The sequence below is a fragment of the Vibrio sp. 661 genome (assembly GCF_033339315.1).
GTDB lineage: Bacteria > Pseudomonadota > Gammaproteobacteria > Enterobacterales > Vibrionaceae > Vibrio > Vibrio alginolyticus.
In genome coordinates, this window is sequence record NZ_JAWOUJ010000008.1 from 60,742 (window position 1) to 83,651 (window position 22,910).

20 protein-coding genes and 1 other RNA gene are annotated in these 22,910 nt (G+C 44.0%); 9 read left to right on the forward strand and 12 right to left on the reverse strand.

Going from position 1 to position 22,910, the window contains the following annotated elements:
* Positions 1 to 3: 3 nt before the first annotated feature.
* Together R7P69_RS14990 and R7P69_RS14995 are read left to right on the forward strand one after the other, a co-directional pair.
* Entirely contained in the window at positions 4 to 1,686 is a 1,683-nt protein-coding gene (locus R7P69_RS14990) for a chitinase (RefSeq protein WP_258488054.1), read from the forward strand.
* 182 nt (positions 1,687 to 1,868) lie between these two features.
* Complete coding sequence (locus tag R7P69_RS14995; protein WP_005381682.1) at positions 1,869 to 2,459, forward strand: acetate uptake transporter; 591 nt, start codon at positions 1,869 to 1,871, stop codon at positions 2,457 to 2,459.
* Between the two features lie 100 nt (positions 2,460 to 2,559).
* Here the strand turns inward: R7P69_RS14995 and R7P69_RS15000 are convergent, their stop codons facing one another.
* Both R7P69_RS15000 and R7P69_RS15005 read right to left on the reverse strand, forming a co-directional pair.
* Complete coding sequence (locus R7P69_RS15000; protein WP_005381681.1) at positions 2,560 to 4,107, reverse strand: alanine/glycine:cation symporter family protein; 1,548 nt, start codon at positions 4,105 to 4,107, stop codon at positions 2,560 to 2,562.
* Positions 4,108 to 4,414: 307 nt separating this feature from the next.
* On the reverse strand, positions 4,415 to 5,671 hold the full coding sequence (locus tag R7P69_RS15005) for a D-amino acid dehydrogenase (RefSeq protein WP_047102136.1): 1,257 nt from the start codon (positions 5,669 to 5,671) through the stop codon (positions 4,415 to 4,417).
* Between the two features lie 106 nt (positions 5,672 to 5,777).
* On the opposite strand from R7P69_RS15005, the gene R7P69_RS15010 reads away from it, so the two are divergent.
* The 4 genes from R7P69_RS15010 to R7P69_RS15025 all read left to right on the forward strand — a co-directional run bounded on the left by R7P69_RS15010 (position 5,778) and on the right by R7P69_RS15025 (position 10,447).
* Entirely contained in the window at positions 5,778 to 6,689 is a 912-nt protein-coding gene (locus R7P69_RS15010) for a LysR substrate-binding domain-containing protein (RefSeq protein WP_137281744.1), read from the forward strand.
* Positions 6,690 to 6,808: 119 nt separating this feature from the next.
* Entirely contained in the window at positions 6,809 to 8,077 is a 1,269-nt protein-coding gene (locus R7P69_RS15015; protein ID WP_238952218.1) for an O-acetylhomoserine aminocarboxypropyltransferase/cysteine synthase family protein, read from the forward strand.
* A gap of 208 nt (positions 8,078 to 8,285) precedes the next feature.
* Positions 8,286 to 9,617, forward strand: a complete 1,332-nt coding sequence (locus R7P69_RS15020) for an aspartate aminotransferase family protein (RefSeq protein WP_238952219.1) — start codon at positions 8,286 to 8,288, stop codon at positions 9,615 to 9,617.
* Positions 9,608 to 10,447, forward strand: a complete 840-nt coding sequence (locus R7P69_RS15025) for a 3-keto-5-aminohexanoate cleavage protein (protein ID WP_053302975.1) — start codon at positions 9,608 to 9,610, stop codon at positions 10,445 to 10,447. The genes R7P69_RS15020 and R7P69_RS15025 overlap by 10 nt, the downstream gene beginning before the upstream one ends.
* Positions 10,448 to 10,521: 74 nt before the next feature.
* On the opposite strand, the gene R7P69_RS15030 is transcribed toward R7P69_RS15025, so the two are convergent.
* From R7P69_RS15030 to R7P69_RS15045, 4 genes are all read right to left on the reverse strand, one after another.
* Entirely contained in the window at positions 10,522 to 11,889 is a 1,368-nt protein-coding gene (locus tag R7P69_RS15030) for a Na+/H+ antiporter NhaC family protein (protein WP_053302976.1), read from the reverse strand.
* Between the two features lie 180 nt (positions 11,890 to 12,069).
* Positions 12,070 to 12,657 (reverse strand): DedA family protein, encoded by a 588-nt coding sequence (locus R7P69_RS15035; RefSeq protein ID WP_005383738.1) that lies wholly within the window; start codon positions 12,655 to 12,657, stop codon positions 12,070 to 12,072.
* Between the two features lie 204 nt (positions 12,658 to 12,861).
* A complete protein-coding gene (locus tag R7P69_RS15040; RefSeq protein ID WP_161440932.1) occupies positions 12,862 to 14,397 on the reverse strand; it encodes a bifunctional GNAT family N-acetyltransferase/carbon-nitrogen hydrolase family protein in 1,536 nt (511 codons plus the stop codon).
* A gap of 120 nt (positions 14,398 to 14,517) precedes the next feature.
* Positions 14,518 to 15,396 carry a LysR family transcriptional regulator gene (locus tag R7P69_RS15045; RefSeq protein ID WP_238952220.1) on the reverse strand — a complete coding sequence of 293 codons (879 nt, stop codon included), beginning with the start codon at positions 15,394 to 15,396 and terminating at the stop codon, positions 14,518 to 14,520.
* A 398-nt stretch (positions 15,397 to 15,794) separates the two neighbouring features.
* On the opposite strand from R7P69_RS15045, the gene R7P69_RS15050 reads away from it, so the two are divergent.
* Positions 15,795 to 16,358, forward strand: a complete 564-nt coding sequence (locus tag R7P69_RS15050; RefSeq protein WP_005381668.1) for a porin family protein — start codon at positions 15,795 to 15,797, stop codon at positions 16,356 to 16,358.
* A 764-nt stretch (positions 16,359 to 17,122) separates the two neighbouring features.
* Here R7P69_RS15050 and R7P69_RS15055 read toward each other — a convergent pair.
* The 3 genes from R7P69_RS15055 to smpB form a co-directional block, all read right to left on the reverse strand.
* Positions 17,123 to 17,527 carry a DUF6795 domain-containing protein gene (locus R7P69_RS15055; protein WP_225496920.1) on the reverse strand — a complete coding sequence of 135 codons (405 nt, stop codon included), beginning with the start codon at positions 17,525 to 17,527 and terminating at the stop codon, positions 17,123 to 17,125.
* Between the two features lie 526 nt (positions 17,528 to 18,053).
* Positions 18,054 to 18,421: a transfer-messenger RNA gene (ssrA, locus tag R7P69_RS15060) on the reverse strand.
* 66 nt (positions 18,422 to 18,487) lie between these two features.
* Entirely contained in the window at positions 18,488 to 18,973 is a 486-nt protein-coding gene (gene smpB, locus R7P69_RS15065) for an SsrA-binding protein SmpB (protein ID WP_238952221.1), read from the reverse strand.
* A 119-nt stretch (positions 18,974 to 19,092) separates the two neighbouring features.
* Here smpB and R7P69_RS15070 point away from each other — a divergent pair, with 119 nt between their 5' ends.
* On the forward strand, positions 19,093 to 19,536 hold the full coding sequence (locus tag R7P69_RS15070) for an SRPBCC family protein (protein ID WP_005381641.1): 444 nt from the start codon (positions 19,093 to 19,095) through the stop codon (positions 19,534 to 19,536).
* The gene (locus R7P69_RS15075; protein WP_238952222.1) at positions 19,526 to 19,885 is read left to right on the forward strand and encodes an RnfH family protein; all 360 of its coding nucleotides are present in this window, start codon (positions 19,526 to 19,528) and stop codon (positions 19,883 to 19,885) included. Before R7P69_RS15070 ends, R7P69_RS15075 begins: the two co-directional genes overlap by 11 nt.
* A gap of 101 nt (positions 19,886 to 19,986) precedes the next feature.
* On the opposite strand, the gene bamE is transcribed toward R7P69_RS15075, so the two are convergent.
* The 3 genes from bamE to recN all read right to left on the reverse strand — a co-directional run bounded on the left by bamE (position 19,987) and on the right by recN (position 22,757).
* A complete protein-coding gene (gene bamE, locus R7P69_RS15080; RefSeq protein ID WP_017820585.1) occupies positions 19,987 to 20,346 on the reverse strand; it encodes an outer membrane protein assembly factor BamE in 360 nt (119 codons plus the stop codon).
* A 242-nt stretch (positions 20,347 to 20,588) separates the two neighbouring features.
* The gene (locus R7P69_RS15085) at positions 20,589 to 21,071 is read right to left on the reverse strand and encodes a GNAT family N-acetyltransferase (RefSeq protein ID WP_025768876.1); all 483 of its coding nucleotides are present in this window, start codon (positions 21,069 to 21,071) and stop codon (positions 20,589 to 20,591) included.
* Positions 21,072 to 21,092: 21 nt separating this feature from the next.
* Positions 21,093 to 22,757 (reverse strand): DNA repair protein RecN, encoded by a 1,665-nt coding sequence (gene recN, locus R7P69_RS15090; protein WP_005383750.1) that lies wholly within the window; start codon positions 22,755 to 22,757, stop codon positions 21,093 to 21,095.
* Positions 22,758 to 22,910 lie beyond the last annotated feature (153 nt).

Consider the following 22,910-nt stretch of genomic DNA (forward strand, 5'->3'; position numbering starts at 1 on the left):
GACATGTTTGCACTCAAACATCTTCCTCTTGCATTGAGTTGTGTCTTAGCAGCACAAGTGAATGCGAGTATGAATATTCAGCCCGATCCGCAAAATCCGAATGGTTATGTTATTGCTCGTGGTGACGTTCAAGCCGTAGAGCAAAGCAAAACTTCTGATCCTATGTATGCCATTTGGTCACAAGCATTAGAGACACGCCCGAACTCAGTGGTTGAAGCGATTGTTCCAGGGGCGACAACCAACCCAGAAAACGTGAAGCGTGTAGAGCGTGTATTCCCCGAAAGTGAGTGGGACTTCCTGACTCAAATGGCGGCACCTGAATACACTTACACGCGTTTCCTACGTGCAATTGGCAAGTTCCCAGCATTCTGTGGTGAGTACACAGACAGTCGTGATTCGGATGCGATTTGTAAAAAATCGATCGTGACAGCGTTTGCTCACTTTGCACAGGAAACCGGTGGCCATATTTCGATCGATAACGTATCGGATAATCCGCTAGGGTTGGAAGAGTGGCAGCAAGCTTTGGTTCATGTGCGAGAAATGGGATGGTCTGAAGGGCAAGAAGGTTACACAACAGGTTGTGGTCAAAATGACTGGCAAAACAAACGCTGGCCATGTGAACCTGGACAAGGTTACTTTGGACGTGGTGCAAAACAGCTTTCTTACCATTTTAACTATGGCGCGTTCTCTGAAGTGATGTTTGATGGCGATGCATCTGTATTGTTGAAAAATCCAGGCTTGGTTGCGGATTCGTGGCTGAACTTAGCATCGGCTATCTGGTTCTTCCTAACCCCACAAGCACCGAAACCAGCAATGCTACATGTGATTGACCGTACTTGGGTGCCTTCACAGCGTGAGCTTGATGCTGGCATTGGTTACGGCTTTGGTACGACCATCAACGTGATCAATGGTGGTATTGAGTGTGGGGAGCAAAACAAAGATAAAGGTCAACCTGTTAACCGTATTCGCTATTGGGAAGGACTTGCCGCTCATTATCAAATTCCAATTGAAGCCGATGAGACCAATACCTGTTGGCAGCAGACGCCTTACGGCAGCTTAAATCTAAATGGTGCGACAGACGTGCTTTACACCAACTGGGATGGTAACTGGAAATACTACTCAGATCGTCCTGGAGGTCACTCATTTGAATGTGAGCTTGTTGGTTTCCAAACGGCTTACTCTGCGCTAGTTGCGGGTGATTATGAGAAATGTGTAACTAACTTCTACCAATCTCATGCGGGTTGGCCAGAAGTTCGTGTAGTTGACAAGTTAGACCCAGTGGATCCGGTCGATCCGCCTGTAGGTGGTGTGGCAGCTTGGGATTCTGGCAAAGTATATAACACGGGTGATCAAGTTTCTTACCAAGGTGCTGTTTACGAAGCGAAATGGTGGTCACAAGGTAATGAGCCAACGAAAGGAGACCCTTGGAAGCTGGTTTCAGGCACTCCTACGGAGCCGCCTACAACGGAACCTGAACCACCGGTGATTGAGCCAGAGCCGCCAGTAACCGAGCCAGAACCACCAGTGACAGGCAATTTTATTCAGTGGGAGCCGGGTGTAACGCAAGTCGCTAACGGCGATAAAGTGACGTACCAAAACAAATGTTTTGTCGCAAAAAATGGCCCTGGAGTATGGGAAAGCCCAACGCAAAGCAACTGGTTCTGGGACGAGATTTCTTGTCAGTGATCGAGTAAAAAACAACCTAACCATCTATAAAGACTCTGCTTTTTTGCAGGGTCTTTTTTTATATATGTAGTGGTTTATTTATGGAATCTAAGTTTTCAATAACAGCTTTTCTCTTTTGTTCTGCAGCCCATTAAAATTCGCGCGCATTTTTTATCAACATTTTTGAAAAAAGGTATTTGTACATGTCGACAAAACTGGCTAACCCAGCACCGCTAGGTCTAATGGGTTTCGGTATGACCACTATTCTGCTCAATATTCATAATGCAGGATTTTTCCCAATTGACTCTATGATCCTAGCGATGGGCATCTTTTACGGTGGCCTTAGCCAAGTAATCGTTGGCATCATGTGCTTTAAACGCGGTGATACGTTCGGCACAACTGCGTTTACTTCTTACGGTCTATTTTGGCTAACATTGGTTGGTCTAATCGTAATGCCTCACATGGGTCTTCCTGCAAGCCCTGCAAGCTTTATGGGTTGGTACCTAGCGCTTTGGGGCATCTTCACTGGTTTCATGTTCATTGGTTCTCTATGTTACCCAACAGCGAAGCAAGTGGTATTTGGCTCTCTAACTATCCTATTCTTCTTGCTTGCTGCTCGTGATTTCACTGGTAGCGAAGTGATCGGTGCTATCGCTGGCTTCGAGGGTATCTTCTGTGGCGCAAGTGCAATTTACTTCGCAATGGCACAAGTACTGAACAACGAATTTGGTCGTGAAGTGTTACCTGTAGGTAAAGCAAAAATCGCTCGTAAAGTTGAAGCGGTTATCGCCTAAGCTGTTACTCATAATGAAGAAAGGGGGATTAACCATTGGTTAATCCCCCTTTTTTATGTCCTCAATCGGACCACTGCTTTTTCTTATTTATGTGATAACGCTATGTTGATGGTTGCTCAACAGTTTCTGCGCTATTGCTGTCTGCCGTTGGTGCTTTACCCGTTTTACGTCGGTACTTATCTTCCCAGTAATCTGCGCCTTTAATGCCCAGTGCAACAGGGTTAAATGTAAAATCGGTCACACCACGTTTTTGTTGCTCTTCGTAGTCGTTCAGTGCTTTGAGTGCAGGCTTCGACATAAAGAAGATGATCAAAATACCGATGATGTTTAGCCACGCCATCAGTCCTACGCCTACATCACCCATCGCCCATGCTAAGTTGGCGGTTTTCACGGTTCCGTAGAACACGGATGAAATAATGATGACTTTCAGAATAAACATCAGTCCATTTACTTTGAACGTACGACGAATGTAAGCAATGTTCGTTTCTGCAATGTAGTAGTAAGCCAGAATGGTCGTAAACGCGAAGAAGAATAGAGCGATTGCGATGAATGGTTTACCCACGCCAGGTAGTGCGCTTTCGATCGCCATCTGTGTAAACACAGGACCATTTGCACCAATATCCGCTGGTAGGTTTTGAACCAGGAATGTACCTTCAATCGCACCATTTACGTTGTACGCGCCAGTGATAAGAATCATGAACGCGGTTGCTGAACACACAAGTAGTGTATCGATGTAAATAGAGAAAGATTGAACAAGACCTTGCTGAGCTGGGTGATCAACACTCGCTGCTGCTGCTGCGTGAGGACCAGTACCTTGACCTGCTTCGTTGGAGTAGACACCACGTTTTACACCCCAGCCGATTGCTGCACCAACGCCTGCCATTGGTGTGAACGCGTCACCAATAATCATGCCGAAAATGCGCGGAACCTCACCAATGTTTAGAAGGATGATGACAAACGCAGTAATGATGTAAGCTAACGCCATAAATGGTACAACGACTTGGGTAAAGTTCGCGATACGCTTTACGCCACCAAAAATGATGAAAGCCAAAATGACACAAACAACCGTACCAGTGAAAATTTTAGCAAAACTGAAGGTACCAATAGCGGTTTCAATCATGTCACCTGAGCCAAATGCGGCTTCTACTGCGTTACCGATACTGTTCGATTGAACGCCAGGAAGTAGAACACCACAAGCAAAGATGGTCGCGATAGCAAAGATCCAAGCGTACCATTTTTGTCCCATTGCTTTCTCAATATAGTAAGCAGGGCCACCACGGAACTCGCCTTCGTCTTCTTCTTTATAAATTTGTGCAAGTGTTGATTCTGCGTATGCGGTTGCAGCGCCAAAGAAGGCAACGACCCACATCCAGAATACGGCGCCTGGGCCACCGAAACCGATAGCAGCGGCAACACCAGCTATGTTACCTGTACCTACACGGCCAGATAGTGAAACGGCAAGTGCCTGAAATGATGATATCCCTTTTGTTGAACTCTTCCCTGAAAGTAATAAGCGCCACATCTCAAAGAAGTGACGAATTTGTACAAAACGCGTCATGATTGAATAGAACAAACCTGCGCCAAGGCACAAATAGATCAGTACCGGGCTCCAAATAATTCCATTCAGAAAATCAACTAATGACTGCATGAGTATTTTCCCTGTTAGTTGTGTTTGTGGTTGTTTTTCACACAATACATTACCCTTTATGTAATGCAATTGTTAACTTTTTTAGCTACAAATCCTTTGTAGCGTGATGATGAACACAGAATGGAGAGTAGTTGTTAAAATTTGGTTCTTGTTGCTTATTTGCTCCTTTTAGGTAGAAGATTTGCCTGATGATTAATTATGCAGCACATTGTCATTTAAATGTGCTGCGATTTTGATGAGTTAAAAATGCCAGTGGTTATGCATTTTGTGGAGTAAGTGTCTGCCTGTTTTTTGTTCAGTCATGTCCTCAGGCGTAACGACAAAGGTTAAGCTCCGCATTATCCATCACTTTTGCTTTTTCACCTTTCATTACGCTTGCTAGCAATTGACCTGAGCCACAAGCCATCGTCCAGCCCAGAGTTCCGTGTCCGGTGTTAGTAAAAAGGTTATCGTATTTAGTCGCACCGATAATTGGTGTGCCATCAGGCGTCATTGGCCTAAAGCCGCTCCAAAACTCAGCTTGGCTGAAGTCACCACAACGAGGAAAAAGATCACGGATGACCATTTCGATGGTGTTTTTGCGCTTTTGTGGAAGGGAAGCATCAAACCCTGCTAATTCTGCGGTGCCAGCTACGCGAATTCTGTCATCAAATCGAGTCATAGCGACTTTATAGGTTTCATCCATCACAGTAGATCGAGGAGAGAAGTGTTCATCTTCCATCGGGATGGTGAGTGAATAGCCTTTGACAGGGTAGACCGGAATATCAATATCGAGTTGCTTGAGTAGCGCTGTAGAGTAGCTGCCAGAGGCCACCACATATTGGTCTGCTTTAAATTGTCCTCGGTTCGTTTGGACACCTATGATCTTTTTGCCTACTGTAACCCAATTGCTTACTTCAGTATCGAACTCAAATCGGACACCGTGTGCCTTAGCAAGCTCCGTTAGTTGTTGGCAAAATTGATGGCAATCGCCCGTTTCGTCATCAGGTAGATGCAAGCCACCAACCAGTTTGTCTTTCACAAGTGCAAGCCCTGGCTCTTGTTCAATACATTGTTCGACGTCCATTAGCTTAAATCGGGTTCCGCTTTGTTCAAGGAGCTGCATGTCCTTTTCAATAGCTTGCAGCTGTTGATGTGTTCGGAATACTTGCAAGGTCCCAAACTGACGCCCTTGATACTCAATGGCGTGTTCTTGGCGTAACTGTTCTAAGCAAATACGGCTGTGGTTAGCGATAGAAAGCATGCGAGCCTTGTTAACTTGATAGCGAGGTAGGGTGCAATTCGCGACCATTTTACTCGCCCAGCGGATCATGTCGGCATTCAGGGTGGGTTTGATTTTAAGTGGAGCATGCTCTTCCATTAACCACTTAATGGCTTTAACAGGAACACCAGGCGCAGCCCAAGGTGAAGAGTAACCATATGAGATCTGCCCGGCATTGGCGAAGCTCGTTTCCATGGCACTGCTTGGTTGGCGGTCAATGACGGTAACTTGATAGCCTGCTTGAGATAAATACCAAGCAGAGGTTAAGCCGATAACGCCGCTGCCTAATACGATGACTTCCATTGATGCACTCCACACATTTATCAGAGTGCTCAGTTTCTTTTCTTTACCTTTTGTTAACAATCGATATAAATTACACACTGCGTTTAGAAAAACTATAGGCTCAAGGATGAAAAGTAATCTGATAAGTGGTTTGTGCCTATTTAGCCAAGTCGCGGAGTACAGCAGCTTTACTGGTGCCGCAAGACATTTACACCTCACCACTGGTGCCATAAGCCAACAAATTATTCATTTAGAAGCGTTATTAGGTTTTACTTTATTTGAACGCCACTCTCGCGGTATTCGTTTAACCGTAAAAGGCACTCAGTTACACCAAGCGACGCAGTTTCACTTTTCGGAACTGAGCAAATTGCTTGATGAGCTCAAAGTAGAAAAGCAAACCAATGAAATTCGTTTGAAGTTGACGCCTTCTTTTGCTTTCAAATGGTTAGTCCCAAAGCTCGAAAGCTTCCATCATGATAATCCGGATATCCAAGTACAAATCTTTGCGGAAGGTGCGCTGGTAAATAGTGAGATAAAAGACTATGACGTCGCAATTGACTATGGTCTTCATCCTTATAGAAATGCTAACGCGGAGCTGATTTTGGATGAGCATCTGCTACCGGTGATGAGTCCAAAATACCTTGAGGATCATGGCTGGCTAAAAACGTTGTTTGGTGAGCAAAAAAACTCAATGCCAGTGAAGCAATGGCAAGAGGCGACGCTACTACACGATGCGATGCCATGGGAAAAAGCGACGCGTGACTATGAGTGGCTATATTGGGCGTCAGCGATGGGGTTGGATTTTAAAACCGATATCGGACACTTTTTTAATCGAACGGATATGGCGATGTCTGCAGCCGAAGCTGGCGTTGGGATTGCGATGGCTCGAATGGCATTGATTGAGGATGAATTGACGACAGAGCGTTTGGTTTCTCCATTCAAACCGATTCCTGCCAATGCAGGGTATTACTTGATCATGAACACACGTACGAATGCGACAGAAACGTTTCGTCACTGGTTACTTGGACAGTTGAATTAGCGTTTTATCTCTGTGATTCATCCCTACGTTATTTGTTGAAAAATTGGGCAATATAAGTTTTATAAGCAAGGTAAGTGCTTTGCTTGCCGCTATTTGAGTGATGAAAGACAGGGAAGAACATGAAAGACGAAACGCTATCTATCCATTTTGGTTACGAAACTGACCCGACCACCAAATCTGTCGCGACACCGATTTATCAAACGGTCGCGTACGAGTTTGATAACGCGCAGCACGGCGCTGATCTGTTTAACTTGGAAGTGCCGGGGAATATCTACACTCGCATCATGAATCCGACTAATGACGTGCTGGAAAAACGCATGGCAGCGTTAGAAGGCGGCATTGCTGGATTGGTCGTGAGTGCGGGGAGTGCAGCGATTAACTATGCGATTCTGACGTTAGCGCAAGCGGGCGATAACATCGTTTCTACGCCGCAACTTTATGGCGGTACTTATACCTTGTTTGCGCACATGCTCCCAAATCAAGGTATTCAGGTGAAGTTTGCTAAAGATGACAAGCCAGAAAGTTTGGCCGAATTAATTGATGAAAATACCAAAGCGGTGTACTGCGAGAGCATTGGTAACCCTGCGGGTAATATCATCGATTTAGAACGTGTGGCGGAGCTTACTCATGCACAAGGCGTACCTGTGATTGTGGATAACACCGTTGCGACGCCAGTGCTTTGCAAACCCATCGAATTTGGTGCGGATATCGTAGTTCACTCTCTCACTAAATACGTTGGTGGGCATGGCACCACATTAGGTGGCGTGATTGTGGATTCCGGTAAATTCCCTTGGGCACAGCACAAAGACCGCTTTCCTGTTTTCAACCAACCAGAACCTTCTTACCACGGCGTGGTGTATACCGAAGCGTTTGGTGAGGCGGCGTTTATCGGGCGTGCGCGTACCGTACCACTGCGTAATACCGGAGCAGCATTATCACCGATGAATGCATTTATGCTTATGCAAGGGTTAGAAACGTTACCGCTGCGTATGGAGCGCCATACCGAGAACACACTCAAAGTGGCTGAATTCTTGGAACAGAATGACAAAGTCAGTTGGGTAAGTTATGCCGGATTGCCAAGTTCTGAACACTTCCATCTCGCCGAAAAATACATGAAAGGTAAGCCTTCTGCGATTTTGTCGTTTGGTTTAAAAGATGGTTATGACGCTGGTGTGCGTTTTTATGATGCTTTGAAAATCTTTAAGCGTTTGGTGAACATTGGCGATGCAAAATCATTGGCTTGCCATCCTGCATCGACGACTCATCGTCAATTGAGCGAAGCAGAACAAAAACAAGCTGGTGTGTCTCCAGAGATGATTCGTTTATCGGTGGGTATTGAACATATTGACGATATTCTAGCCGATTTAGAACAGGCACTAAACGCGTAAAACGATTCTTTTTTTAGCTTTGGGTTACCCATAGGCCAGTCTTTAAAAAAGCTGGCCTATTTTTATTTTATTGTTTAAATATCAAGGGTTTTGGTGTTTTTGGTTTGTGGTATTCCAAAAGCTCATAGAGGGTGAGATTTATTCTCTTGTCACGTTTGGGGTTGTTCCTGATGATGTGTGCATGTATTACACATTGGAAGGGACTCAAATGTCTTACGTATTTCACCGTCACTGCCATGCCACGCTGCCAATCATCGATAGAGGTGAAGGTGTTTATCTATTCGATAAGCATGGAAAGCAGTATCTCGATGCTTGTGGTGGGGCTGCGGTATCAAACCTTGGCCACAGTCATCAAGCCGTTAAAAAAGCGATGTTGGAACAGATCGAGCGAGTGCCGTTTGCTCATACTGGATTTTTTACTAGTGACAGCAGTGAGCGACTAGCGGAATTGATTTGTCAGCATATGCCTGAGCAGTTCAACCATGTGTATTTAGTCAGTGGCGGATCAGAAGCGGTGGAGTCGGCACTAAAAATGGCGCGGCAGTATTTTGTGGAATCAGGTAAGCCAGAGAAGAAGCAATTCATTGCGCGTCAGCAAAGTTATCACGGCAATACGTTGGGAGCTCTGGCGGTCGGTGGTAATGAATGGCGACGTGAACCGTTCAAACCTATCTTGCATCCGAGTCATCACATTGCCCCTTGCTATGCTTATCGTTGTCAGCAGAGTCATGAGTCGGAATTGGATTACTCATTGCGAGCGGCGAATGAACTAGAGGCAAAAATTCTTGAGTTGGGGGCTGAGAATGTCATGGCTTTTGTCGCTGAGCCCATTGTGGGAGCCACCGCTGGAGCTGTGCCTGCGACTCAAGGTTACTTCAAACGTATTCGCGAAATATGCGACCAATACGATGTGTTATTGATCTTGGATGAAGTCATGTGTGGCGTTGGACGCAGTGGTAGTTTTTTTGCATTTGAGCAAGAAGAGGCAGAACCCGATCTGGTGTGTATGGCTAAAGGGCTTGGTGCGGGTTATCAACCTATTGGCGCGGTGGTTGCGAATGATCGAGTCTACCAAGCTATTGCCGGTGGAAGCGGTTTTTTCCAACATGGCCATACCTTTATGGCGCACCCTGTGGCGTGCGCTGCTGCCGTGGCAACCATTCAAACCATCTTCCAAGATGATTTATTAACGGCGGTGAATCAGCAAAGTGCTTTGCTGCGTAATGAGCTTACTTCTGAATTGGCCCATTTACCGTACATTGGCGACATTCGTGGTAAAGGCTTATTTTTTGGCATTGAGCTGGTGGCGGATAAAGAAAGCAAGGCGCCTCTGAGTAAAGCCACATTGGCAGACAAACGCATCAAACAGCAAGCAATGGAAAATGGCTTAATGTGCTACCCAATGGGCGGAACGATTGATGGCGTTAATGGGCACCATATCTTGCTTGCACCGCCATTCATTATTCAGCCTCACCATATTGATGAGCTAGTTGGCAAACTCTCATTAACGCTAAAAGAGGTAGCGAAGGAATGGAATTAGAAAATCGATGTATACGAGAGCCTATCGCTATTATCGTGGCCCCAAACGGTGCAAGAAAAACTAAGCACGATCACGCCAGCTTACCCATGACAAAAGACGAACTGGTTGCAGAGGCTATCGCTTGTCAAACGGCAGGGGCTGCCATGATCCATTTACATGCTAGAGACGCCAACGGACGTCATTCATTAGACATCGACGACAACATGGCAATTTACTATGCCGTGAAAGAAGCGGTGGGACAAAACATGATGGTACAGCTCACCACAGAGGCGGTGGGCTTGTATTCTCCGCCACAACAGATGGCGTTAGTTAAAGCTGTGAAACCAGAAGCGGCTTCTTTCGCATTGAGGGAGTTAATCCCTGATCGAGCAAGTGAGAAAGAAGGGTATGCCTTTTTCCATTGGGTGGCAGAAAACAACATCGTGAGCCAAATTATTCTCTACGATGCAACCGACATTGAACGTTATTTCCAACTGCGTGATGCGGGCGTGTTACCTAAAACGTATCAGCATGCATTAGTGGTGTTAGGGCGTTATCACCAAGCTCAACAGTCTTCGCCATGGGATTTACGAGGTTTGAATTTGGCGCATTTTGTCGAGGAAGAAATTCGATGTGCCATTTGTGCTTTTGGCGCGCGAGAGCAAGACTGTTTAGCGAGTGCGATGTTACTTGGATTCGATGTGAGAGTGGGGTTTGAGAATAACCACGTCGATGTGGCAGGCGAATTAGCAATCAGTAACGCGGCTCAGGTGGAAGCTCTACGCGATGTGGCGCATCGCTTTGCGATTCCTTTACACAGTGCGCAAAGTTTGCGTTCAGCTTTGAAGTAAATCTGCTCGCGGAAAAGAAAAAAAGAAGAAAGGAAAGTAAAAAGGCTCCATCGGAGCCTTTTCGGTATTTGTCGTTAGTTCTCAGTTTGCGCTACAGGTTGACGAGCGGGATGTTTGATAAACACCGCGACAATAGCCGCTATCGCTAATGCAAAACAGTAGTAAGAATTGGCAACTACTTCAAGTGGCGAGAGGTTGAACACGGAACCTAGCAGCAATACTTGAGCACCGTAAGGCAACACGCCTTGCACCACGCATGAGAAAATGTCTAACAAGCTTGCTGAGCGGCGAGGAGAGACATTATTCTCTTCCGCCAGTTGGCGAGCAACGCTGCCCGATACAATGATGGCTACGGTGTTGTTTGCCGTACAGCCATTGACCATTGATACCAAACCTGCAATACCTAGCTCGCTTGCACGACTGTTCGCATGCTTAGAGTGACTAGAGCCAAACGCGTGGATAAGGCTACTAACGAAATTTGTTAGAAAAGCAAGGCCACCTTGGCGGCGCATCAGTTCACTCAAACCACCAATCAACATGGATAACAAGAAGATCTCTTGCATGTTACCAAAGCCTTTGTAAACGTCTTGGGCTAGATTAGTCAGTCCGTAATTGTCAATCGATGCCAAGCTCACGCCGCCAGCCAAAAGAATGCCAATCGACAGAACCACAAACACATTTACACCAGATACCGCTAGGATCAAAATAGTGATGTACGGCAAGACTTTTAGCCACTCAATATCGCCAGTTTCAGGCACTTGAGTCGCGGTACTGTTGAAAGCGAACACTGCAATCGCGATCAACGCCGCAGGTAAAGCAATACGAATGTTCTCTTTAAACTTGTCTTTCATCTCACAACCTTGAGAGCGTGTCGCCGCGATGGTGGTGTCAGAGATGATAGAAAGGTTATCACCAAACATAGCGCCGCTCAGTACAACGCCTGCGGTTAACGGTAAGCTCATTCCTGCTGATTCAGCAATACCCAACGCTACGGGGGCAACGGCTGCGATGGTACCCATCGAAGTCCCCATTGCTGTTGCGATAAAAGCAGAAATCAGAAAAATGCCCGGTAAAATCATGCTGGTTGGAATAGCGGATAAACCAAGGTTTACTGTTGCATCAACACCGCCAGAGGCTTTTGCTACCGCAGCAAAGGCACCTGCAAGCAGATAGATCATACACATTGCGATGATGTCTGGGTGGCCAACACCACGCATGAAGTGTTCGATTGAGCGGTTAAGCCTCTCTTTACTTAAAAGAAACGCAATGATGATGGCTGGTAATACCGCGATGGGTGCAGGCAGCTGGTAGAAGGCAAATTCCACGCCTTGCAAAGATAAGTAAGTGCCTACGCCAATAAATAGCGCAAGGAATACAATTAATGGGATCAGTGCGACCGCAGACGGTGCAACTGTTTTAGTAGTTTGTTGGGAACCGGACATGTAAACGACAATGTTAATGATAAGAGAGAAGAGCAGACTAATATCACATTTCTACATTGTCAACGTCTAGACGTCTAAATGGCTGCTTAGGTTTTACACGTAAAGAAAAAGATAAAAGCTCGTGTTGCGTATCTCACTGATACCACGAGCTTTAGTTATGCGCTAATGAAGAGACTGTCGTTATTGCATTGATTTGGCTTTTTTGCGTTTAACAATACCTAAAACCATCCACGTAAATAAGACAGCAGCAAATGCCCATACCAGATATTTGTATTCGGTGTACAGGTTGCTCAGCACGCTTAAATGCTCAAATGCAAAGTGAGTTAACAAGCTGAATACCAATACCCAAACCGTCGCCGCGAGGGCGTTACCGAGCAAAAACTCTCTACGTGGCATTTTCGCGATACCGCATGCAAGAGGCATAAATTGCTTCATTCCTTCAATAAAGCGGCTGACGACCAAGCACGTAGGGCCGTATTTCTGGATAGTCAATTGAAGCGTTTGCATCTTCGGGCCGGAAATGTAGCCTTTTTTATCTAACCACCCCTCAAAGTAATAACCGATTAAGTAGCCACAGGTATTACCAAAAAAGCAGCTCAGCCACGATACCATCATTACCATACTTAGGTTCATGACTTGCTCTGACGAGAGCAAAGATGCCGCGATCATCAGTGATTGACCAGGCATCGGGATACCTATCCCTTCTAGAAATATACTGACAATCAGAGCAACGTAGCCGTATTGCTCAAGCAAAGGCTTCATTGACATGAGAAGTTCGTTAATATGTTCCAAAAGCTTTCCCCTAATAAAAGCGGAACGAAGTTGGAGTGATACTCCGAATGTCCTATTGGGTCAATTCTTGTTTCTCACCATTGAGAAAAACTGACATGCCTCTAATAATTGCGCAGAATCAACCTGCAGCAGGCTTTATTCGCCGCCACGCTCTTTGGTAGCGGCGAATTAGGGAGATCCTTATGACTCTTTAGCTTTAGTAAATGCGCCATACAAATCAAGGCGTCGGTGACGTAAGTTGGTTACTGAACCCTCGGTATTAAGTTGCTTCAACTTAGTCAAATCAACATCGGCGAAGATTATCATTTCGGTGTTGGCGCTTGCTTCTGTCAAGGTCGCATCGTGCGGGAAGTAGATATCCGACGGTGAAAATACGGCAGATTGTGCGTACTGGATATCGACATTATCAACACGAGGTAAGTTGCCGACACTGCCCCCAATTGCAACGTAGCATTCGTTTTCGATGGCTCGTGATTGGGAACAGATTCGTACTCGTTGGTAGCCATTTTTTGTGTCTGTCCAGAAAGGAACGAACACAATTTGTGCGCCTTGCTCGGCGAGCATTCTTCCCAACTCTGGGAACTCGCTGTCATAACAAATCAGTATGCCGACTTTGCCTGCATCGGTTTCGAACACTTGAACATTGTCACCACCGTCGATCACCCAGTCTCTTTGTTCATGAGGCGTGATGTGGATTTTATATTGAGCGTTTATTTCACCATCTCGTTGCAGCAAGTAGGCCACATTATACAACTTGCCATCCTCGATGACGGGCATACTGCCTGCAATAATGTTGATGTTGTAGGTGACGGCCATCTGCGAGAAGCGGTTTTTGATCTCTTCTGTAAAGCTAGCCAAAAAGCGAATTGCTTCGACGGAATTTTGGTCGTTTTGCAATCCCATCAGCGGCGCGTTAAAGAATTCAGGGAATAGGGCGAAATCGGCTTTGTAGTTCGCAAGAGAAGAGATGAAGAACTCAGCCTGATCGAGCAAGTCCTCTAAGTCATTCATGGCGCGCATTTGCCACTGCACAACACCAATACGAATCAGCGTTTTTTCTACATCATGGACGGATTGAATATCCTCTTCGTAGAAGAAGTTATCCCACTCCAGTAGAGTTGCGTAGCCTTTAGAAGCACTATCCTCTGGCAAGTAACCACGCATAATACGCTTTACATCGAAGTCATTTGCAAGCTGAAAAGACAAAATAGGATCGTGAAGCTCACGGCGTTTTATCTTGTCGATGTATTCAGCCACGCTCAATTCGTCAGCATATTTGTGGTAATTCGGGATGCGGCCACCGGCCAAAATTGCTTTGAAGTTCTTACTCCGGCAAAGTTCTTTACGCGCATCATACAGACGGCGACCTAAACGCAGTCCACGGTAGTCCGGGTGAACAAATACATCGAGACCATACATGGCGTCACCGGTCACTTGGTTTTGGATGACGTTGTTCTCGGTGATGATGTCGGTGTATAGGTGAGGAAGTGAAAATCGGTTGTAGTCCACTTTGATTGTTAGCGCTGCGCCGACAATTTTTCCGTTATCCTCAATACAGATTTGTCCATCAGGAAACTGATGAATGAGATCCATGATGGTCAGGCGTGGCCATGAGCCACCAACATCAGGAAAAACAAGGTCCATTAATTCCGCGAGCTCTGGGTAATCGGTCGGCTCAATGGTGCGTAAAGAGAGTCTTGGCGTGTTGCTGTCCATATCCTACTATCCATTTATCCTTTTTAAATAGTATGGATGAGAATGCCATAAATTTGAGCAGACAGATACCGAAGTCTTTGAGTTGTTTTGGTTTACCTAAACGAGCTTAAAGAAACAACATTAACTTAGCTTGCTCTTCAGCCATTCGTGAAACACCGCTACTTTTTTAGCCGAAAGGCGATAATTTGGGATCATCACGTAATAACCATAACCGCTCTGTAAAGAAAGGTTGAGAACATGCTGGATATCCCCTCTTAAAATAGAATTCTGCGCCATAAAATCAGGAAGTAAGGCGAGTCCTTTTCCCATTTTGACGGCTTCGTAAGCTAGGTAAAAATGTTCAAAGCCTACAGAGTGATAGGTAACGGTTGATTCTACTGCATGTGCCGCCTTAAATTGCTCCCACAACTGAGGACGAGTGATTTGAGGTATCAGCGGATAGTCGCTAACAGCGTGCACATTCTTGAGTGCAGGAGCGTTAGTACCGACCAATAGTAGTATTTCTTCGCATAGTAAGTGGCTGTATTCATAATGCGTGGATAATGGAAGGCAGCGAATATGTAAGTCACTTTCGTTGCTCGAATCTTTGACGTTCCCATCCCCAGTACAGACTCTTACTCGGATGTTAGGATGTTGCTGGTGGAAGTCATCAATATTAGGTATCAACCAAAGACTGGCAAAAGAAGGGGTTACGTCCACGGTGAGTAATTCTTGCTTTGAATCTGACTGGATTAAGTTGGCAGTTGCATGCTGAATAAGCTCCAAAGCTTCTGTGACTTGCGGCAGATAACGCTTGCCTTCTTCGGTTAACTCAATACCACTCGCCCTTCTTTGTATTAAAGGTAAACCCACCAATTGCTCCAGCGATGCGATTTGTTTGCTTACTGCGCTTTGCGTAATACATAGGGCATCCGCTGCTTTAGAGAAACTGAGGTAATTAGAGACCGCGACAAACGTCCTTAATGCTCGAATAGAAGGGTATTCACTGCCTTTTAACATACTTCAGTTCCATTAAACTCTGCTTAGGCAAAGAGTAGAGTATTCACGGCTTGAAGCAAAGTAAGATGCAACGTATGTGTGATTAGCTTCCTTTCTTATAAAAACTAGCTAAGCGTTTTTTGACTGATTAATCTACAAGAGTATTTTAGATGTTTATTTAATTTCTTTGAAAAATCTACAAATTGACAAGAATCTTTTTCACATCATCGATTAACCTCAATTTAGTATTGTTTATATAAAGTAAACAGACAGATCTTTTTTTCTGTTTTTGTTCGGCGTTCTTTAGAGGATTGTCAGTATTCTATAAAATTAAATATATTTTTCATTAATTTAAAGTTGGCATTGCATTTGCTCTTTACTATTCGGACCTTCAATGGAACTTATATTAGGAGAACGAAATGAAAAGCAATGTTGTTACTTTGATTAGCCTTTTTTCTTTAGCAACGTTTAGTACTTTATCACATGCTGCGGACTCCAACGATCATGGTGTATATGTTGGCGCCAACTACGGTTACTTAAAAGTTGATGGACAAGATGACTTTGATGATGACAGCGATGTTATTCAAGGTTTAGTTGGTTACCGTTTTAATCCTTACTTAGCGTTGGAAGGTGGTTACATTGATTTCGGTAGCTATGGTAATAACCTAGCAAATGCCGAAACGGACGGCTATACAGCGGCTCTAAAAGTTACCGCTCCCATTGCTGATCGTGTCGACCTTTACGCAAAAGGCGGTCAAATGTGGTACTCGACGGATTACAACGTTGCGGGCTTCCAAGGCAACAAAGATGATGAAGGTGTATTCGCTGGTGCCGGTGTGGGTTTTAAAGTTACTGATAACTTCTTAGTTAACGCAGAATATATGTGGTACGACGTAGAACTCAATGCGGAGAATGTCGCGAACGGTGCAAACACGGAAACAGACTTTAACCAAGCATCACTAGGTGTAGAGTATCGCTTCTAATATAGTTAGCCGTGCTGGACCCAATAAAAGTGCGAAGCAGAATAGCTTCGCACTTTTATTATTTATCACTCAAATAATTTAAGGCCGATGAAGCGTATATATAAAACGATGGCTAATTTATTTTATTGTTACTCCAGGGTATTTAATACATTACTAGCATGACTGTCTAGCCTTTTTACTAACCTTGAAAAACAAAGCTTTATTGCTCTGCAAGTAATATTAGATAGGTCAATTTCCGCATTGTCTGACATTACATTTATGTGGCCTATAATACCGAGAACGTGTTCTTTACATTTATTTTTAGATCTGAAATTAGCTAATTGAACCCAAGTAGTAAGGCCTGCAGTCGCATCTGTTGTATTATATGACCCAAACCTGAAATTCTTAGTAAATTCAAAGGTGAAGAGCTATTTTAATTACCAGACCATCAGTCATCCGAGCGTTATATCTATTGTTGAAGTCAAGAAATATGTTACGTTCTAGGTAAGTTTAAGGCTTAGATTGTAGTGCCGATCACTCATTACTTGTAGCGGTATTGACATAACCCGGAATAGATTTTTTCCTAGTCCATGAGCGTGGAAGTCGATACCAGAACCTCCTTCTAACCGATACTCAATATCCTCCGTAAATAAATGGCCAAAGAGGAGACATAGGAACTGGAGTTGTATCATGAGTGCATTGTTTAATTTCCATACAAGTCAGAGTCTATATAACCAAATAAATTACATTGGCTGTTTACGTAGTAGTCATCGTTTTCTTCATCATCAAATTGAAAAAGCAAAGTACTTAAGAGGGTTCTCAGTGTCACAAGCAAGGTTAGCCATGTTATTTTTTACGTAATCCTCTATTTTATAACCATCAAAGCTTCCTTCCCAAATAATAGTACTTTCATCATTGCTGAGTTCTGCGACTAAAACAATAGTTACATAGTGTTCAATAAGAGGAGTGCTTATGATGTTTTTATTTTCATAGACTGGAGAAAACTCAAAGCGACCAGTACTGTCTGTGAATGTTGATAAGTCTATTGATTTCCCTGACGTGCTTAAACCAATACTAAGGCTAACCTTCAGGCTACTAAGGGGTTTTCCTTTCTTTGTTAACACACCATTGATTTGCGGTGTGTATTGATTAACGTGTTCGTCATTCAATTTACTTTCTTCAAAATTCATTACAATGCTCACTAATATGACTGTAATAATTCCAGCAACTTAATTTTTCACAACAATATTTTCATTTTGAAATTTAAAAATCTATATATGTTGTGTTTCTGTTCAATATCTAAGGTTACTTTGTGATTAGAGTTACATTATTTTTTGTAACTACTGTTTGTAGTCATTACATCTATAGAGTTGTAATGAAACAAGCGAGTAGGGACTAACAATGAATACATCAATCAATTCATCGAGGGAGATGAGTATAGACTTTAGACTTAGATCTAGTTATCTCTTAGAAAGGATAGGTAAGCAGAAGACTTTTAAGTTACAGGGCTTTTAGTACCATGCTCTCTGCCTTTTTGATTAGTACTTATGAACTTCTTGTTTACTGATTAATACTCAACGAGTTTGTAAACCTACATGGGCCAAAGGTATGCGGTAATCCATGTAGTAAGATTTCAGAAAGCATGAACGTTTGAAAAAAGAGACTATTTTAGTTGATACAAAAAAGGCCACCCGAGGGTGGCCTTTTCCAAACGTTTGGTGGAGCTGGCGGGAGTTGAACCCGCGTCCGAAAACCGTTCATCATTGGTACTACATGCTTAGTCGATCTTTAATTTCGCCACCCACCTGCGAACCGACACGCTAATGAATGACTAGCCTGAATTAAAATTCGCCGTTCATCTCTCAGGCGGGAGAATCCGGGCTAGCGCGTTTGGGTTTGATCCCTCGTTATTCCCCGTCTTACGTGCGGAAGCTAGGGCGAGAGAGCTCTTAGCAGGTTATTAAGCTGCTAGTGCGTAGTTTTCGTCGTTTGCGACTATTTTTTTGCGGTTTGTTAACGAGGCCTACCGCACCTCGGCATGCACCTCAGACTTCTGAATTCCCGTCGAATCCTAAATCAGCCCCAGGTAATATTCGCATAGTAACAGAAAAGCATTGGCTGTCCAGTACTATGCGTTTAAGTGGTCAAGATTAACGCAGCGCGCTCTTCATTACGCGTGCTTTTTCTCTTGCCCAGGCTTTTTCTTTTAGATCCGTACGTTTATCGTGCAGCTTTTTACCTTTTGCTACGCCAATTTTTAGTTTCACCCAAGAGCGAGACCAGTACAGTGAGAGGGCCGTTAATGTCATACCTTCACGGTTTACACGTCCGAATAGGTTATCCAGCTCACGACGACTCATTAGTAGTTTACGCACACGTGTAGGGTTCGCCACAACGTGTGTCGATGCCTGATTTAAAGGAGTGATTGTCATGCCACTCACAAAGGCTTCACCGTCACGCATAAATACGTAACTTTCAGAAATATTGGCTTTACCTTGGCGAAGGGCTTTCACTTCCCAACCTTGGAGCTCCAAGCCAGCTTCGATTTCATCATCGATGAAATACTCGTGGCGAGCTTTTTTATTCAGCGCGATAGTATTGCTACCCGCTTTTTGTTTCGTTTTTTTCTTTGCCATAATAGCGTCATTATACGGGTTGGATATCGGATAGGAAATCCTTTTATTTGCGCAATCGTGGAATAAAAGTAAAATTGGCGAGTAGCTTTAAATCTGTACATGTATCGATAGGAGTATGTATGAAGCAAGTCAGCCGTTCTGCGCTTGTGTCTTTTAGCGCCGAACAGATGTTCAATCTGGTTAATGATGTTGCTAAATACCCTGAATTTCTGCCTGGTTGCTCGGGCTCTAGAATCATTGAGTCTTCGGGGAATGGTATGGTGGCTTCTGTCGATGTGGCGAAGGCTGGAATCAGCAAAACGTTTACGACTTCAAATGAGTTGATCCCCGGTCAGGCAATTATGATGAACTTGGTGGATGGCCCGTTTAAGACGTTGCGTGGTGGTTGGATTTTTACCGCGCTAGATGAGCAAGCTTGCAAGGTTGAACTAAAGCTTGAGTTTGAATTCTCAAGTAAAATGATTGAGATGGCCTTCGGTAAGATTTTTAACGAGCTTACTAGTAATATGGTAAATGCATTTACTAAACGCGCAAAACAGGTCTACGAGTGTTATGAGTATTGAGTCAGATATGATTCACGTTGAGGTTGTCTATGCTCTTCCTCATGAACAGCGTGTATTTAACTTAGTGGTAAATAATCACGCAACGGTAGAAGAGATCATTAGACAATCCGGTGTATTGGAGTTGTACCCTGAAATTGATTTGTCCAAGAACAAAGTGGGTGTGTTTAGTCGTAACGTGAAGTTGGATGCGACCGTTCGAGATCGAGATCGAATAGAGATTTATCGTCCGTTACTTGCCGATCCGAAAGAGATTCGCCGTAAGCGGGCGGAGCATGCTAAAACCGAGGGGAGTGCAGACCCAGTCACCGGTGGCAAGCCTAGTTCTGTACGTAAAAATAAGCAGGATTAATATTAACCCAATAGCTCATGTGAGTTACTCAAAGTTTGACTAACATGATTTCTATATAATAAAAAACCTCCCAAACGGGAGGTTTTTTTGCAAAAGTCAGTTTACTGAATTTGCTCGTAAAATGCGTCACTTTTTGGAAAGTCACCACTGATGTCTGCGAGCGTGCCTTGGTCATTAAAGTTTACAATCAGATCTTTCTGTACTGGTTCGCCATGGCCAGGAGTATGATGATAGATGTAATACCAAGTGTTTGGATAGCCGTTTTCAATAAGCATTGGCGACCCTAATACGAAGCGAACCTGTGCTTTAGTCATCCCAAACTTTAATTTATCAACCGCACTTTGTTCTACATAGTTGCCTTGGTTGATATCAATACGATAAACCAGTCTTTCCAATACCGAACATCCTGTCAGCAATGTCATTGCTAATGGTACGGCAACTAACCACTTCTTTAATTGCATAATAATTTCTTAGTAACCTTTAAAATACTGCGCTGATAATAAACAAGCTCGACGCAGATGTAAAAAGCTATGCGTCGTATGGTAGACAATCTGACAACGAATTTTGAGTTGAGTTGCATTTATTCACCGATATTAGACGGTAAATGTCACCACATGACGTATTAGTTAGGTGACGAAGAGCAAATTTCAATCGGAAGTAGGGTGATGGACGCTTTCAGCGGTGAGCCAAGCCTAGTGACTCGTTAGTCGGTTTTGGCGAATTCGCGTAATGCATCACCTGAAAAACGATAATACTCTTTTTCATGAATTAGTGTTGCACCAATTGAGCGGTAAAACTGACCTGCGGTAGGGTTACTACTTTCAGCTGTCCAGTCCAACCTTTGGCATCCACACTTGATCGCCAAAGATGCCAGATACTTCATTAACTTGAGACCAACCCCTTTTCCTCGAACCTTCGAAGATACGAACAGATCTTTTAAGTACATCTGCCCTGAGAGCTTTGGGGCAGGGAACATGACGGTATAAGATGCAAAGCCTACGACGTCATCATTATCGTAAACCGCAATGATATGAACGCCAGAATGTTCAGAGAAAACTTGGTTCTTTAGATAATGGACCAGATCGTGTTTTGATGAAGCTTTTTCTTTGAAGTAGTAATGTTCTAACTCAATAAAAATAGGGATGAGATCTAAGCAGTTGGTTTTGTGTATTGCTCTGATATCCATTTCTCATCCCTTGTCGATTTATTAAGCTGCGATAAGCAGTTCTTTTGCGTTTGCCAACGTTGAGTCGGTTATTTGACTACCCCCAAGTAAGCGAGCTAATTCTGCCACACGTTGTTGTTCATCTAATGCGTGCATTTGGGTTTCGGTTTGGCCTGCTTTGGTTTGCTTAGCTACAAACATTTGTTGATGGCCGCATCCGGCAACTTGAGGGAGGTGAGTGACACACAATACCTGAGTAGATTCGCCAAGCTTGCGTAGCATTTTGCCCACTACGGCAGCTGTTGGGCCACTAATACCTACGTCCACTTCATCGAAGATTAAACTTGGTGTATCTACTTTCTGAGCGGTGATCACTTGGATAGCTAGAGAGATACGTGATAGCTCACCGCCTGACGCAACTTTTGCTATAGGTTGCAATGGTTGTCCCGGGTTGGTCGATACTAAGAAGCACACGCTGTCCATGCCAAGCGGCGATGGGTGCGTGTTGTCATTGCTAACTTCGATACTGAATACTGCTTTCTCCATGCTCAATTCGTGCATGCTTTGTGTGATCAGTTTGTTCAGTTCTTTTGCGTAACGGCTGCGTGATTTGTGCAGTTTTTCTGCTTGTGTTAGAAAGCTTTGGTACTTGTGTTCTACTTCTTGAGCAAGCTCATCTAAACGTTCATCGGAGCAATCTAACGCTTCTACTTGGGCCAGAAGATCTTGATGATGCTGGTAGAGTTCTTCTGGCATTACGTGGTGTTTACGAGCTACAGACATCACTTTAGAAAAACGTTCTTCTACATAAGCCATACGAGCAGGATCAACATCGATGCCATCTAAGTAGCTGCGTAATTCATTCTTCGTTTCTTCAAGTTGAATCATCGCTTCTGACAGCATGTTAGGTAGCTCAGATAGCTTTTCATCTAATTCGGCTAATTGAATTAGGGAGTGATTGGCCGATTGCAAAATACCAAGCGCATTGACTTCTTCACCTTCGTAAATAAGTTCGATGGCTTGCTGACAGGTAGTGGCGAGTTCACCACTGTTGGATAGTCGTTTATGCTCTTGCTCGAGCTCTGCAAATTCTTCTTCACCTAGCGATAACTCATTCAGTTCTTTGATTTGGTATTCAAGCAATTGTTTTTGCGCCTGGTTTTGCTGGCTATTTTCTTTTAGTTGCTTGAGGTTATTGTCTGCCTGACGCCAATGCTGGTAAGCACTTCGTGTGCTTTTTAGTAGGTTTAAATGCCCAGCATATTGGTCGAGCATGGCCATTTGGTGCTCACTTTTCATCAATTGATGATGAGCGTGCTGCCCATGGATATTGATAAGTAGCTGCCCTAGAGATTTGAGTTGTGATAGTGGAACAGGGCTGCCATTAATGAAGGCTCTTGAGCGGCCTTCTTTTGTGATAATACGACGCAAAATACACTCACTGCCATCTAGCAGATCGTTATCTTCTAACCAACGTGTTGCATGTAAGTTGTTGTCCAATAAAAAGGCGGCGCTAACTTCGGTTTTCTCTTCACCTTGTCGCACCATGCCGGCATCGGCTCGTCCGCCTAAGCAGAGCCCTAAAGCATCGATAGCAATGGATTTACCCGCGCCTGTTTCACCTGTAATGGTGGTCATGCCCTTAGAAAGCTCGAGTTGTAAAGACTTAACAATCGCAAAATTATTAACACTTAGATGAGCCAGCATTTTATTTACCTGTATAACTGAACAATACTGTATAAGAGAACAGTATATACTGTTTCTTTATACAGTAAAGTCAGGTAAGGAAAATTTTCTTTGTAGGCTGTTTTTTTGTGATGAAGTGGGAAAAATGAGCCGATGTGATTACAACGACTCATT

Excerpts from the sequence above, each read along its gene's own strand:
- R7P69_RS14990 (WP_258488054.1), top strand. The coding sequence starts at position 4 with ATGTTTGCACTCAAACATCTTCCTCTTGCATTGAGTTGTGTCTTAGCA.
- R7P69_RS14995 (WP_005381682.1), top strand. The coding sequence starts at position 1,869 with ATGTCGACAAAACTGGCTAACCCAGCACCGCTAGGTCTAATGGGTTTC.
- R7P69_RS15000 (WP_005381681.1), bottom strand. The coding sequence starts at position 4,107 with ATGCAGTCATTAGTTGATTTTCTGAATGGAATTATTTGGAGCCCGGTA.
- R7P69_RS15005 (WP_047102136.1), bottom strand. The coding sequence starts at position 5,671 with ATGGAAGTCATCGTATTAGGCAGCGGCGTTATCGGCTTAACCTCTGCT.
- R7P69_RS15010 (WP_137281744.1), top strand. The coding sequence starts at position 5,778 with ATGAAAAGTAATCTGATAAGTGGTTTGTGCCTATTTAGCCAAGTCGCG.
- R7P69_RS15015 (WP_238952218.1), top strand. The coding sequence starts at position 6,809 with ATGAAAGACGAAACGCTATCTATCCATTTTGGTTACGAAACTGACCCG.
- R7P69_RS15020 (WP_238952219.1), top strand. The coding sequence starts at position 8,286 with ATGTCTTACGTATTTCACCGTCACTGCCATGCCACGCTGCCAATCATC.
- R7P69_RS15025 (WP_053302975.1), top strand. The coding sequence starts at position 9,608 with ATGGAATTAGAAAATCGATGTATACGAGAGCCTATCGCTATTATCGTG.
- R7P69_RS15030 (WP_053302976.1), bottom strand. The coding sequence starts at position 11,889 with ATGTCCGGTTCCCAACAAACTACTAAAACAGTTGCACCGTCTGCGGTC.
- R7P69_RS15035 (WP_005383738.1), bottom strand. The coding sequence starts at position 12,657 with ATGTCAATGAAGCCTTTGCTTGAGCAATACGGCTACGTTGCTCTGATT.
- R7P69_RS15040 (WP_161440932.1), bottom strand. The coding sequence starts at position 14,397 with ATGGACAGCAACACGCCAAGACTCTCTTTACGCACCATTGAGCCGACC.
- R7P69_RS15045 (WP_238952220.1), bottom strand. The coding sequence starts at position 15,396 with ATGTTAAAAGGCAGTGAATACCCTTCTATTCGAGCATTAAGGACGTTT.
- R7P69_RS15050 (WP_005381668.1), top strand. The coding sequence starts at position 15,795 with ATGAAAAGCAATGTTGTTACTTTGATTAGCCTTTTTTCTTTAGCAACG.
- R7P69_RS15055 (WP_225496920.1), bottom strand. The coding sequence starts at position 17,527 with ATGAATTTTGAAGAAAGTAAATTGAATGACGAACACGTTAATCAATAC.
- smpB (WP_238952221.1), bottom strand. The coding sequence starts at position 18,973 with ATGGCAAAGAAAAAAACGAAACAAAAAGCGGGTAGCAATACTATCGCG.
- R7P69_RS15070 (WP_005381641.1), top strand. The coding sequence starts at position 19,093 with ATGAAGCAAGTCAGCCGTTCTGCGCTTGTGTCTTTTAGCGCCGAACAG.
- R7P69_RS15075 (WP_238952222.1), top strand. The coding sequence starts at position 19,526 with ATGAGTATTGAGTCAGATATGATTCACGTTGAGGTTGTCTATGCTCTT.
- bamE (WP_017820585.1), bottom strand. The coding sequence starts at position 20,346 with ATGCAATTAAAGAAGTGGTTAGTTGCCGTACCATTAGCAATGACATTG.
- R7P69_RS15085 (WP_025768876.1), bottom strand. The coding sequence starts at position 21,071 with ATGGATATCAGAGCAATACACAAAACCAACTGCTTAGATCTCATCCCT.
- recN (WP_005383750.1), bottom strand. The coding sequence starts at position 22,757 with ATGCTGGCTCATCTAAGTGTTAATAATTTTGCGATTGTTAAGTCTTTA.